Source organism: Kytococcus sp. HMSC28H12 (genome assembly GCF_001816045.1).
Taxonomy (GTDB): Bacteria; Actinomycetota; Actinomycetes; order Actinomycetales; family Dermatophilaceae; genus Kytococcus; species Kytococcus schroeteri.
On record NZ_KV824281.1, the window covers coordinates 1 to 12460 of the forward strand.

The 12460-nt window shown below is 72.2% G+C and carries 15 protein-coding genes; 9 read left to right on the plus strand and 6 right to left on the minus strand.

What is annotated here, in order from left to right; all coding sequences use genetic code 11:
* On the plus strand, positions 1-580 hold a 580-nt coding region (locus HMPREF3099_RS01360; protein WP_237769691.1), incomplete at its 5' end, for a hypothetical protein.
* A gap of 76 nt (positions 581-656) precedes the next feature.
* On the opposite strand, the gene HMPREF3099_RS01365 is transcribed toward HMPREF3099_RS01360, so the two are convergent.
* Complete coding sequence (locus HMPREF3099_RS01365; protein ID WP_070703414.1) at positions 657-1199, minus strand: ArsR/SmtB family transcription factor; 543 nt, start codon at positions 1197-1199, stop codon at positions 657-659.
* 256 nt (positions 1200-1455) lie between these two features.
* On the opposite strand from HMPREF3099_RS01365, the gene rplM reads away from it, so the two are divergent.
* From rplM to HMPREF3099_RS12220, 4 genes are all read left to right on the plus strand, one after another.
* On the plus strand, positions 1456-1905 hold the full coding sequence (gene rplM, locus HMPREF3099_RS01370; RefSeq protein ID WP_070703415.1) for a 50S ribosomal protein L13: 450 nt from the start codon (positions 1456-1458) through the stop codon (positions 1903-1905).
* A gap of 41 nt (positions 1906-1946) precedes the next feature.
* The gene (gene rpsI / locus HMPREF3099_RS01375; RefSeq protein ID WP_070703416.1) at positions 1947-2456 is read left to right on the plus strand and encodes a 30S ribosomal protein S9; all 510 of its coding nucleotides are present in this window, start codon (positions 1947-1949) and stop codon (positions 2454-2456) included.
* A 133-nt stretch (positions 2457-2589) separates the two neighbouring features.
* Complete coding sequence (glmM, locus tag HMPREF3099_RS01380; protein ID WP_070703424.1) at positions 2590-3981, plus strand: phosphoglucosamine mutase; 1392 nt, start codon at positions 2590-2592, stop codon at positions 3979-3981.
* A 118-nt stretch (positions 3982-4099) separates the two neighbouring features.
* The gene (locus HMPREF3099_RS12220) at positions 4100-4348 is read left to right on the plus strand and encodes a hypothetical protein (RefSeq protein ID WP_141494172.1); all 249 of its coding nucleotides are present in this window, start codon (positions 4100-4102) and stop codon (positions 4346-4348) included.
* A 71-nt stretch (positions 4349-4419) separates the two neighbouring features.
* Here HMPREF3099_RS12220 and HMPREF3099_RS01385 read toward each other — a convergent pair whose 3' ends face one another.
* Positions 4420-5043 (minus strand): carbonic anhydrase, encoded by a 624-nt coding sequence (locus HMPREF3099_RS01385; protein ID WP_070703417.1) that lies wholly within the window; start codon positions 5041-5043, stop codon positions 4420-4422.
* A gap of 62 nt (positions 5044-5105) precedes the next feature.
* Entirely contained in the window at positions 5106-6092 is a 987-nt protein-coding gene (gene glpX / locus HMPREF3099_RS01390) for a class II fructose-bisphosphatase (RefSeq protein ID WP_070703418.1), read from the minus strand.
* Between the two features lie 88 nt (positions 6093-6180).
* Between glpX and HMPREF3099_RS01395 the strand changes: the two genes are divergently transcribed.
* Complete coding sequence (locus HMPREF3099_RS01395) at positions 6181-6798, plus strand: DUF4245 family protein (protein ID WP_168168405.1); 618 nt, start codon at positions 6181-6183, stop codon at positions 6796-6798.
* On the opposite strand, the gene HMPREF3099_RS01400 is transcribed toward HMPREF3099_RS01395, so the two are convergent.
* Both HMPREF3099_RS01400 and xseA read right to left on the minus strand, forming a co-directional pair.
* Positions 6771-7097: an exodeoxyribonuclease VII small subunit gene (locus HMPREF3099_RS01400; protein WP_070703420.1), complete on the minus strand. Its 327-nt coding sequence runs from the start codon at positions 7095-7097 to the stop codon at positions 6771-6773. The genes HMPREF3099_RS01395 and HMPREF3099_RS01400 overlap by 28 nt on opposite strands.
* A 94-nt stretch (positions 7098-7191) precedes the next feature.
* Positions 7192-8433 (minus strand): exodeoxyribonuclease VII large subunit, encoded by a 1242-nt coding sequence (xseA, locus tag HMPREF3099_RS01405; protein WP_070703425.1) that lies wholly within the window; start codon positions 8431-8433, stop codon positions 7192-7194.
* Positions 8434-8530: 97 nt separating this feature from the next.
* Between xseA and HMPREF3099_RS01410 the strand changes: the two genes are divergently transcribed.
* The 3 genes from HMPREF3099_RS01410 (at position 8531) to HMPREF3099_RS01420 (ending at position 11723) form a co-directional block, all read left to right on the plus strand.
* The gene (locus HMPREF3099_RS01410; RefSeq protein WP_070703421.1) at positions 8531-9550 is read left to right on the plus strand and encodes a 4-hydroxy-3-methylbut-2-enyl diphosphate reductase; all 1020 of its coding nucleotides are present in this window, start codon (positions 8531-8533) and stop codon (positions 9548-9550) included.
* Between the two features lie 125 nt (positions 9551-9675).
* Entirely contained in the window at positions 9676-11151 is a 1476-nt protein-coding gene (locus tag HMPREF3099_RS01415) for an MFS transporter (protein WP_070703422.1), read from the plus strand.
* Between the two features lie 11 nt (positions 11152-11162).
* Complete coding sequence (locus HMPREF3099_RS01420) at positions 11163-11723, plus strand: universal stress protein (protein ID WP_070703423.1); 561 nt, start codon at positions 11163-11165, stop codon at positions 11721-11723.
* Here HMPREF3099_RS01420 and HMPREF3099_RS01425 read toward each other — a convergent pair.
* Positions 11667-12460 (minus strand): DNA recombination protein RmuC (locus tag HMPREF3099_RS01425; RefSeq protein ID WP_141761920.1); only part of this gene is annotated, 794 nt, incomplete at its 5' end. The genes HMPREF3099_RS01420 and HMPREF3099_RS01425 overlap by 57 nt on opposite strands.

Below are 12460 nucleotides of genomic sequence, written 5' to 3' on the forward strand. Positions count from 1 at the left end.
CTGGTCCGTCCCGGCCGTCGCCGTCGCCGCCTCCGCGCCGGCCGTCGCCGCCTCTCAGACCTGCACCATGACCGACGAGCAGCTCAACGCCGGTGACTGCTCCGGTACCGCCGCCTCCTGGGAGATCGTGGGTGCCCGGACCTACGGCACCACCGGTGGTGCGGTCATCCCGATCTCCAACTCGCACAACATCGGCCTGCGTTCCACCTGCAACTACCGGGGCTCGGTCACCTTCAAGCTGCACAACACCGCAGGCGAGGCCTACATCCCGGCCCCGACGGCGACGCTGTCCGACGGTCGGACCGTGTCCGGCTCCGTGACGCTGGGCAACGTCCTGTCCGGCATCGCGCGGACCGGCTGGGACTCCAGCTTCACGATCAACTGGGGCAAGGGCTCCGTGGGCACCATCAAGCCCGACCTGTGGGTGGGTGCCGTCGTCAACATCCCGATGGAGTTCTCCTACACCGCCCCCGACGGCTCGCTGCACACGTGCATGGTCACCATGCAGTACACCCAGACCGACGGCTACACCAACGGTGCCGTGGTGTCGATGGGCAACCCGACCTTCGTGGCTGCCTGAGGCGTTCTCCCGACGCTCCGGCAGGTGGGGTCCCGTCGCTTCGGCGACGGGGCCCCACCCGCGTTCCGTGTCGAGTTCAGTCCACCGGCAGCAGGGCGGTCCAGGCCACCACCCGGCGGGCGCCGGGGGTCCCCTGGCCGAGGCGGCGGTAGCGCTGCAGCACGGCGTCCAGCTCGGCGCGCAGGGCGACTGCCTGGTCGGCGCTCACCAGCACGGCGTCGTCCTGCAGGTGGCTCCAGGCGTCGTGGGGCCCGGGGCGCCCGTCGGTACCGGCGGCGCGGGCCTCGACGTGTGCGTGCGCACGGGTGGCGAAGAGGTCGACCAGGTCGTGCTCGAGCCAGGTGTCCAGGGCCTGTGCGTCGTCGTCCTCGGGGGCCTGTGCGGGGGCGGTCCCGTCGGCGGAGGGGGGCGTCAGGCGCCACGTGCGCCGGCGGCCGGATCCGGGCTCGTCCTGCACGAGCCCCGCCTCGGCCAGCAGGCGCAGGTGGTAGCTGGTCACCCCGGTGCTGGTGTCCAGGGCGCGGGCGAGGTCAGCGGAGGTCCCGGGGCCGTGGGTGCGCAGGTGGGCCACGATGCGGCTGCGCACCGGGTGGGCGAGGGCAGAGCGGTCGACGGCCATGGGTGCAGAATACCTCTGCACAAAGTCTCTGCACTGAGCGCCTGTCGGCGGGTGTGGCTGCAGGATTCCGCTGCGGGGTGCGGAATCCTGGCCGAGGATGCGCGTTTGGCTGCGCGGTGTGCGCCCCGTAGACTTGTGGGTCGGTTCGCAGCCGGGAGGTCGGTCATCCGACCGGGCGGCTGCCCGCACAGACGGATGGACCGGCCCTGCGCCGTGACCACCCACCGCCAGAACCCTCGTGAAGAAAGTGCGATTCATGCGTACCCACACCCCGAAGCAGCCGGAGATCCTGGCTGACCGCAAGTGGCTGGTCATCGACGCCACCGACGTGGTGCTCGGTCGCCTGGCGAGCCACGCCGCAGCCCTGCTGCGCGGCAAGCACAAGGCGAACTTCGCCCCCCATGTCGACACCGGTGACTTCGTCATCATCATCAACGCCGAGAAGGTGGCCCTGACCGGCGCCAAGCTGGCCCAGAAGCGCGCCTACCGCCACTCCGGCTTCCCGGGCGGCCTCCGTTCGGAGACCTACGCCGAGATGCTCGAGAAGCACCCGACCCGTGCGGTCGAGAAGGCCGTGGCCGGCATGCTGCCCAAGAACCGTCTGGGCCGCGCCCAGATCAGCAAGCTGAAGGTCTACGCCGGCGCCGAGCACCCGCACGCCGCGCAGCAGCCCCAGCCGTTCGAGATCACCCAGGTGGCGCAGTAAGGCCACGGGCCCTGCGCAGAGAAGCGACCAAGGAGAAACCCGTGGCTGAGAACACCACCGAGAACACTGCCGTCGAGGCCGACGAGGCCCCGATGACGTCCTACACCTCCGAGTCCGCCCCGCTGGCCACCGAGGAGGGCGCCGAGCGCCGTCCGGTGGCCTCCGGCCCCGGCGCCGGCCTGGGCCGACGCAAGCAGGCCGTGGCCCGCGTGCGCCTCGTGCCGGGCTCCGGCCAGTGGACCGTGAACGGCTCCTCCCTGGAGGAGTACTTCCCCAACAAGCTGCACCAGCAGGAGGTCAACGACCCGCTGACCCTGCTGGAGCTCGCCGGTCAGTTCGACGTGATGGTGCGCGTCCACGGCGGCGGCAAGTCCGGCCAGGCCGGCGCCGTCCGTCTGGGTGTGGCCCGCGCGCTGAACGAGATCGACACCGAGCTCAACCGCCCGGCCCTCAAGAAGGCCGGCTTCCTCACGCGTGACCCGCGTGCGACCGAGCGCAAGAAGGCCGGTCTCAAGAAGGCCCGCAAGGCCTCGCAGTTCAGCAAGCGCTGACCACCCGGCACCACCTCGAAGGGCCTCCGCTGCGGTGGGGGCCCTTCGTCGTGCCGCTCCGCCTGCACCCTGTGAAGCCCGCCACGGGCCGGTGAACCGCGAACGGCCCGCCCGCGTCGGTACAGTGCCGGACATGCCTCGACTCTTCGGAACCGACGGCGCTCGCGGACTGGCGAACGCCGACATCACGCCCGAGCTCGCCCTCGGCCTGTCCCTCTCCGCGGCCCGGGAGGTCCTCTCCTCGGCGGATGCCTCCGGCCCCTCGGTGCCTGCCGCCAGCGCCGCGGAGGACCCCGAGCACTCGGTGCGCGCCCACGCCATCGTGGGGCGCGACCCGCGTGCCAGCGGCGAGTTCCTGAGCGCGGCCACGGTCGCCGGCCTCGCCTCGGCGGGCCTGGACGTGTACGACGCCGGCGTGCTGCCCACCCCGGCCATCGCCTTCCTCACCAAGACCACGCACGCCTCCCTGGGGGCCATGCTGTCGGCCTCCCACAACCCGATGCCGGACAACGGCATCAAGTTCTTCGCCGAGGGCGGCTACAAGCTCCCCGACGAGATGGAGGACCGCATCGAGGCGGGCATGGGCGAGCAGTGGGACCGCCCCACCGGGGCCCGCGTGGGGCGCGTGCTGCCCTACGAGCGCGGCGCCGACGCCTACGTGGAGCACCTGCTGGCAGCCCTGCCCAACCGCCTCGACGGCCTGCACGTGGTGATCGACGCAGCCAACGGTGCGGCCAGCGAGGTCGGCCCCCGCGCCTTCCGTGAGGCCGGGGCCAAGGTGACCGTCATCGGCAACGCCCCGGACGGCCTGAACATCAACGACGGCTGCGGGTCCACCCACCTGGGCCCGCTGCAGGCCGCCGTGCCCGCCTACGGCGCCGACTTCGGTGTGGCCTTCGACGGGGACGCCGACCGCTGCCTGGCCGTGGACGCCGAGGGCAACGAGGTGACCGGCGACCAGGTGATGGCGCTGCTGGCGCTGTCCCTGAAGGACCGCGGTGCGCTGGCCAACGACACCCTCGTGGCCACCGTCATGAGCAACCAGGGGCTGGTGCAGGCCATGGAGGCCGCCGGCATCCAGGTGGTGCGCTCCAAGGTGGGGGACCGCTACGTGCTGGAGGACATGCGTGCCGGTGGGCACACCCTGGGCGGTGAGCAGTCCGGCCACGTGATCCTGCTCGACCACGGCACCACGGGTGACGGTGTGCTGACCGGGCTCATGCTGGCGGCGCGGGTGGCCGAGACGCGCACGCCGCTGGCCGAGCTGGCCGCGTGCATGCAGCTGCTGCCGCAGACGCTCATCAACGTGCAGGGCGTGGACAAGGAGCGCCTCGAGGGTGACCCCACGGTCGCTGCCGCCGTGGCCGAGGTGGAGGCCGAGCTGGGCGCCGGCGGGCGTGTGCTGCTGCGAAAGTCCGGCACCGAGCCCGTGGTCCGGGTGATGGTGGAGGCACCCACGCAGGACCTCGCTGCGGCCAAGGCCGAGCAGCTCGCGGACGTGGTGCGCAGCGCGCTCGCCCTCTGATCCGGGTCGTCGACAGGGGTGCACCGGTCCCCGTCGCGACCGGTGCGCCCCTGCATCCACCGCGCCACCCGTCGTGACGTGTCACTCACGCGCGCAAGGGATTTCACCACCATGGCGCGTGTCTCGGATCATATTCGACCCCTTCGGGGGCGAGTACGTGTTCTGCGGGTGTGGTGTCTACCGCATCACCCTGACCCGTCCGATGGCCGCGTGGGCGAACGCCGACTTCATCTGGTCCGACGCCCACTGGTTCGCTCCCGCCGAGCGTGACAGCGTCTCCATCCGTGTGGAGTCCCTCGGTGGCGTGGTGGGCCCGAAAACCGACAACAACCTCGCGGTGTACGACAACAACGGCAAGGGCTTCTGAGTCAGATCCCGCACGAGTGAGCCCCCTCCACCCACTGGGTGGAGGGGGCTCACTCGTTCCACGGTCCCTTCTCAGAGACCGTGCTGGGCCACCACGCGGACCGTGCCGTTGGCCAGGTCGTAGGCCGCCCCGACGATGCCTAGGGTGCCGGACTCCAGGCGCTCGCCGATGAGGCGGGAACGCTCGGGCAGCAGGTCCACCGTGGCGGCCACGTGCTGCTCCATGATCCCGCGCGCGTCGGTGACCTGCTGGCGGTGGGCCGTCAGCACGCTCGGGGTCACCTTCTGCACCACGTCGGAGAGGTGGCCGGGGGGCATGTCGCCGCTGGCGTGCGCGGTCATGGCGGCCTTCACCGCGCCGCACGAGTCGTGCCCGAGCACCACGATGAGGGGGATGTCCAGCACGTGGCTGCCGAACTCGAGGGTGCCCAGCACCGAGGAGTCGAGGATCTGGCCCGCGGTGCGCGTGACGAAGAGGTCGCCGATGCCGCGGTCGAAGATCATCTCCGCGGCCACCCGGGAGTCCGCGCAGCCGAAGACGGTGGCGAAGGGGGCCTGCCCGTGGCTCTGCGTGGCGCGCCGCGCGGCGTCCTGGTTGGGGTGCAGGGGCGAGTCGGCCACGAAGCGGGCGTTGCCCTCGAGCATGATCTTCCACGCCTGGGCGGGAGTCGGGTCGTCGATGCGCATGGGGGTCATCCCACCACGCGATGCTGGGAGGAGTCGCGCTCGGGGCCCGGCGTCGGGCCCCGGGGCCTGCGTCAGAGGACCTCGGCGACCTTCTGCAGGCGGTGGTCGCCCACGACCTCGCGCAGGGTGCCGGAGGCCGAGCGCATCACCAGGGAGTGGGTGCGGGCGCCGTCGGTGCCGAAGCGGACGCCGTCCAGCAGCTCGCCGTCGGTGATGCCGGTGGCGACGAAGTAGCAGTCCCCGGTGACCAGCTGCTCGGTGGTGAGCACGGCGTCCAGGTCGAGGCCGGCGTCGAGGGCCTTCTGGCGCTCGGCGTCGTCCTGCGGCCACAGGCGGCCCTGGATCTCGCCACCCATGCACTTCATGGCGCACGCGGCGATGATGCCCTCCGGGGTGCCGCCAATGCCCATGAGCAGGTCGATGCCGGACTCGGGGCGGGCGGCCATGATGGCGCCGGCCACGTCGCCGTCGGAGATGAAGCGGATGCGGGCACCGGCCTCGCGGATCTCGGCCACGAGCTGGTCGTGGCGGGGGCGGTCGAGCACCACCACGGTGACGTCCTCGACCTGCTTTCCCAGGGCCCTGGCCACGGCGCGCACGTTGTCGCCGGTGGAGGCGGTGATGTCGATGGACCCCTTGGCCTGCGGGCCGACGGCGATCTTCTCCATGTAGAACACGGCGCTCGGGTCGTACATCGCGCCGCGCTCGGCCACGGCCAGCACGGACACCGCGTTGGGCATGCCCTTGGCGGTCAGGGTGGTGCCGTCGATGGGGTCGACGGCCACGTCCACCTCGGCGCCGGAGCCGTCGCCCACGCGCTCGCCGTTGTACAGCATGGGGGCGTTGTCCTTCTCGCCCTCGCCGATGACGACCACGCCGTTCATGGAGACGGTGGCGATCATCTCGCGCATGGCGGCCACGGCGGCGCCGTCGGCGGTGTTCTTCTCGCCGCGGCCCACCCAGCGGGCGCCGGCGATGGAGGCCGCCTCGGTGACGCGGACCAGCTCCATGGCCAGGTTGCGGTCGGCGCGCAGCGGGGACGTGGACGTGGTGGTCATGAACTCTCCTGGGACGTCGTCACCCACGCGTCGGCGGTGACCCGGGGCCCCGTGAGCCTAACGCGTCAGCGGTGGGAGAATGCGCGGCATGACCGACCCCGCCGTGCAGCCCTCGCCCCCTCCTCGTCGTCGTGGGATGGGGTCCTGGCGCAGCATGCTGTGGTCCTCGCTCATCGTGGTGGCCATCGTGCTCGTCTGGTGGGCGATGGTGGCCATGCCCGACCGGGTGCCCGAGCGGACCGTGGACGTGCGGCAGCAGACCGCCACCACAGAGCGCGAGACCGGCCGCGACATCGTGGAGGCCGTGGGGCTGTCCGGGGAGTGGCGCGCCACGCACGCCCAGCTGCGCACAGACGGCACCGACAAGACCTGGCACGTGACCTTCGGCACCCCGCAGGGGCGTCACCTGAGCCTCGACCAGCGCCTGCTCGGCCCTGAGGGGGAGCGCGCCGGCCTGGTGCCGTGGGCCGAGGGCAAGACCGGCACCGGCGAGTACCAGGGGGAGATCGAGGCCGACGGCCGCACCTGGCGTACCACGCTGCGCCCGGACCCCGAGCGGCGTGGTGCCGTGCTGCTGGACGCCCCGGACGACTCGGCCGTGGTGGTCAGCGGCGACGCCTCGGAGGACGAGTTGCGGGCCCTCGTGGAGGCGCTGCGCTTCGACGGCGCCCCGCGGGCTCAGTCCTCGGCGTCGGCCTCCGACTGACCGGCGCCACCTGCGGCCGGGGCCTCCCCGGTGTCCTCGGCCTGCGCGGCCTCCCGGGCCTCGACCCGGTCGGTGATGCGCTGCTGGGCAGCGTCGAGCCACGAGGCGCAGTGGTCGGCCAGTGCCTCGCCGCGCTCCCACAGCTCCATGGCCTCCTCCAGCGGGCGCTCGCCGCGCTCGAGGGTGGCCACGATGCCCACGAGCTCCTCGCGGGCCTGCTCGTAGGTGAGGGAGGACACCTCGGGGCGTGCGTCCTCGGTGGGGGTGCCGTCGGTCTCGGGGGTCTCGGTCGGGCTCATCGGGTGCCTCCTGGCGGGGTGGGGTGCGTGGTCGTCGGGTCGTACAGGGGCGTGGCCCCGGGACGGGGTGTGGGGCGGGTGTCGTCCGGTGGTGTCATCCACCGACCACCCGGGCGGCGAAGTCGCCGTCGGCCACGGTGACGCGCAGCAGCTGGTCGGCCTCCACCTCCTCGCGCGAGGTGACCACACGGCCGTCCTGCGTGCGCAGCACCGAGTAGCCGCGCTCGAGGGTGCCCAGTGGGCTCAGCGCCCGGAGGTGGCCGCGGGTGGAGGTGATGCGCTGCTCCTCCGAGGCCAGCCGCCGGCGCACCGCGGCCCGTCCCCGCTCGCCGACGGCCTCGAGCTCGGCGCGCGGGCGGCTCACCATGGTGATGGGGTCGGCCAGCACCGGGCGGGCGCGCGTGGCCTCCAGGCCGTGCCGTTCCCGCTGCAACCGGCCGGTCAGCGCGCGGCGCAGGCGCTCGCGTCCCTGGGTGACGCCCTGGCGCTCGTGCGCCGCGTCGGGCACCACCAGCTTGGCGGCGTCGGTGGGGGTGGAGGCGCGCACGTCGGCCACGAGGTCGAGCAGGGGGTTGTCCACGTCGTGCCCGATGGCGCTCACCGTGGGCACGGGGCAGGCGGCCACCGCACGCACCATGGCCTCGTTGCTGAACGGCAGCAGGTCCTCGAACGAGCCACCACCGCGGGCGATGACGACGACGTCCACCTGCGGCGTGCGCTGCAGCTCCTCCAGGGCGGCGATGACGGCCGTGACCGCCTGCGGCCCCTGCACCGGCACGTTCTGGATGACGAACTGCACGGTGGGCCAGCGGCGCCGCGCGTTCTCCACCACGTCCTTCTCCGCGGCGGAGTTGCGCCCGCACACCAGGCCGACGCGGCGGGGGAGGAAGGGCAGCGGGCGCTTGCGGCCGGCATCGAAGACGCCCTCGGCGGTGAGCTGTTGCTTCAGCCGCTCCACCCGTGCCAGCAGCTCGCCCACGCCCACGTGGCGGATGCTCTTGCAGAACAGGCTGAGCGAGCCGTTCTTGGGGTAGAAGCGCGGCTTGGCGTGCATGACCACGCGAGCCCCCTGCTGCAGCGCCGGTTGCACCGCATCGACCACGCCCACGGGGGCCATGACACGCATCGAGAGGTCTGCGTCCACGTCGCGCAGGGTCATCCACACCAGCTTGGCGCCCTGCCGGCGAGACAGCTCCACGAGCTGACCCTCGACCCACAGTGGCGACATCCGGTCGACGTACTCGTCGACCTTGCGCGACAGGGTGCGCAGCGGCCACGGCTGGTCGGGCGTGGTCTGGGCGGCCTTCTCCGGCAGCGCCTGCGGGGGCTGGCTCATGGCGGCCACCCTAGGCCGCAGGTCCTCGCCGGCCGGTCACCGCACCGCGGCGGCCGGTGGACTGTCGGCGCACCGGGGCGACGCCTAGAATCAGGGTGTGGATACCCAGACGACCCCCGAGACCAAGCGCGTCCTGCTGGCCGCCCCCCGCGGCTACTGCGCCGGCGTCGACCGGGCTGTGGTGACGGTCGAGAAGGCCCTCGAGCTCTACGGCGCCCCGGTGTACGTGCGCAAGGAGATCGTGCACAACAAGCACGTGGTGGAGACCCTCCGCCGCCGCGGGGCCGTCTTCGTGGAGGAGACCGAGGAGGTCCCCGAGGGCGCCACCGTGATCTTCTCCGCGCACGGTGTGGCCCCGGTCGTCCACGAGGAGGCCGCCGCCCGCAGTCTGCGCTCCATCGACGCGACCTGCCCGCTGGTGACCAAGGTGCATCGCGAGGCCGTGCGCTTCGCTGCCGACGACTACGACATCCTCCTCATCGGCCACGAGGGGCACGAGGAGGTGGTGGGCACCTCGGGTGAGGCGCCCGAGCACGTGGTGCTCGTGGACGGCCCCGAGGCGGTGGCCGACGTGCAGGTGCGCGACCCGGAGAAGGTGGTGTGGCTCAGCCAGACCACCCTCAGCGTCGACGAGACGATGGAGACCGTGCGCCTGCTGCGCGAGCGCTTCCCCGCGCTGCAGGACCCGCCGAGCGACGACATCTGCTACGCCACCCAGAACCGGCAGCTCGCCGTCAAGCAGATGGCGCCGGACCTGGACCTCATGCTCGTGGTGGGCTCGCGCAACTCCTCGAACTCCCGCCGCCTGGTGGAGGTGGCCCTGGAGCACGGTGCCCGCGACGGCTACCTCGTGGACTACGCCGCCGAGGTGCAGGACGAGTGGTTCGAGGGCGTGGAGTCCGTGGGCGTCTCCTCCGGTGCCTCGGTGCCGGAGATCCTCGTGCGCGAGCTGCTCGACGACCTCGCCGCGCGGGGGTACGCCGACGTGCAGGTGGTGACCGCGGCCGAGGAGAAGATGCTCTTCCAGCTGCCCGGCGACCTGCGCCGCGACCTGCGCGCCCGGGGCATGGACGACACCTCCACCGAGATCCGGCACGACGCCGGCGCGCTGCCCTGAGCGACGGCGCGGGAGCCGATCCCGCTCGAGGGGCGCGGACCACCTGCGCGCCGGCCCGGTGCGGCGTAGTGTCCTGAGGGACAGGCCGGGCGGGCGTGCCCGGCACGACCCCTCAGGAGGTGCCCGTGAGCACAGCCGTCGCCCCGGACGACAAGCCCATCCGGAGTCTCATCCCGGCGCGCATGCACGACATGCCGTGGACCCGCTTCCACTGGATGGTGATCTTCGGCCTCGGTACCGCGTGGATCCTCGACGGCCTCGAGATCCAGATGGTGGCCGCCGGGGGCTTCGAGAAGTCCCTGCACATGTCGCCCGCGCAGGTGGGCATGGCGGGCACCGTGTACCTCGTGGGCGAGGTGGTCGGTGCCCTCTTCTTCGGCCGGCTCACGGACTCGTGGGGCCGCAAGAAGATGTTCACCACCACGCTGTTCGTCTACCTCGCGGCCTCCGGGCTGGCGGCCTTCTCGCCCAACATGTGGGTCTTTCTGGCCCTGCGCTTCGTGGCAGGCATGGGCATCGGTGGTGAGTACTCGGCGGTGAACTCGGCCGTCGACGAGCTCATCCCTGGCCGCTACCGCGGGCGCGTGGACCTGGCCATCAACGGCACCTACTGGCTGGGTGCCGGCATCGGCGCCTTCGCCAGCTACTACCTGCTCAACCCGGACTACCTCGGGGAGAACATCGGCTGGCGCATCGCCTTCCTTGTGGGCCCGGTGCTGGGTCTGTCGATCATCTACCTGCGCCGTCACATCCCGGAGTCGCCGCGCTGGATGGTGACCCACGGCAGGCAGCAGGAGGCCGAGGAGGTCGTCTCGGGCATCGAGGAGACCGCCCGCGCCGAGGGCAAGACGCTGCCGCAGCTGGACGAGAAGCGCGACGGCATGTGGATCAAGGCCCGCGAGGGGCTCACCCCGCGGCAGCTGGCCTACGTGTTCTTCCAGCTCTACCCGACGCGCACCGTGCTGGGCGCCACGCTGATGATCACGCAGAGCTTCCTCTACAACGCCATCTTCTTCACGTACTCGCTGGTGCTGCAGAACTTCTACGGGGAGACCGCCTCCAGTGCGGCGCTGTACTTCTTCCCGTTCGCGCTGGGCAACCTGCTCGGCCCGCTCCTGCTGGGACCGTTGTTCGACACCGTCGGGCGCCGCAAGATGATCGGTGGCTGCTACTTCCTGGCCGCGAGCGTGCTGACCGTCTCGGCCTTCCTGTTCAACGCCGGGGCGCTCACGGCCACCACGCACACCGTCTTCTGGTGCGTGGCGTTCTTCTTCGCCTCGGCCGGTGCCTCGGCGGGTTATCTCACCGTCTCGGAGATCTTCCCGATGGAGGTGCGCGGTCAGGCGATCTCGTACTTCTTCGCCATCGCGCAGGTCTGCGGGGCCACCGGTCCGGTGTTCTACGGCTGGCTGATCGGTGACGGCACCGACCGTGCGCCGATGTTCTACGGCTACCTCATCGGGTCGGCCGTCATGGCCCTGGGTGCCCTGGTGGCCGCCGTCTGGGGTGTGGACGCCGAGGGCAAGTCCCTGGAGGAGATCGCCCCGCCGCTCTCGAGCTTCGACGAGCACGGCAACGAGACCGTCAAGCTGCCGGTGTGAGAGGAGACGCCGTGGACGACCAGGTGCAGGACCCGTACACCGTGGTGGTGGGCGTCAGCGAGACGTCCAAGTCACCCACCGCCCTGCGGTGGGCAGCGGCCCAGGCCGCGCAGAACGCCGGGCGGCTCGTGGCCGTCCGCGCGCTGCCGGCCGCGACCACCACCGGCACCACCACCGGTGTGGTGGCCGCCCGGGTGGGCTCCAACGAGGAGCAGGTGCTGGCCCGGGCCCAGCTGGCGCTGGAGGCCGACGTGGCCGAGGTGCTGGGGCCCGACCACGGTGCCGAGGTGCGCCTCGTGCGCGGTGGTCACCGGCGCGTGCTGCTCGACCAGGCCGAGGGCGCCGACCTGCTGGTGATCGACGCCCCGCGCCGGATGACCGGTGAGCCGCTCTTCGCCCAGCGGCTGCTGGCCGACGCCCGCTGCCCCGTGGTGGTCATGCCACCGGCGATCTCCGGCCAGCCGCCGGGCGCCCTGGAGCAGGCCGGTCGGTGGCTGGGCGGGCAGGCGGTGCGGTCAGCCGGCCTCGCCGGTCGGCCCGGGTTCAGACCCCCGCTCACCCCGGGGGCCTGACCCGGTGAGCTCGGGGGCGGTGAGCGGGCGCGGCGAGGCCGTGACCCCCTCGCCGCCCCCGAGGTCGTCGTGGGTGAGGCCGAGGTCGTGGAAGCGGCGGGCGCTCACCAGCACACGTGACTCCAAGCTGCCCACGAGCGCGTTGTAGGACTCCACGGTGCGCGTCAGCTGACGACCCATGGACTGCAGGTGCCCGGCGGAGGTGGCGATGCGGTCGTGCAGCTCGCGTCCCAGGGCCAGCACCTCCTCGGCGTTCTGCCCCACCTGCTCGTGCTGCCACACCAGGGCCACGGTGCGCAGCAGGGCCATGGTGGTGGTGGGGGAGGCCAGCAGCACGTGGCGGCGCAGCGCGTCGTCGAAGAGGGCGGCGTCGTGCTGCAGGGCGGCCGCGAGCGTGGCGTCGGTGGGCACGAAGCACACGACGAACTGCGGTGAGCGTGTGAAGGCCGACCAGTAGGCCTTGCCGGCCAGGGTGTCCACGTGCGTGCGCAGTGCCCGGGCGTGGCGGGCGAGCAGCTCGGGTCGGTCGGCGTCGTCCACGTCCTGCGCGGCGAGGAAGGCCGTCATCGGGGCCTTGGCGTCCAGCACCACCACGCGCTCCCCGGGCAGGCGCACCACCATGTCCGGCCGCACCTGCTTGTCGTGCTGGCTCGTGGCGCGCACCTGCTCGTCGAAGTCCACCTGACGCACCAGGCCGGCGTGCTCCACCAGGCGCCGCAGCTGCGTCTCGCCCCAGG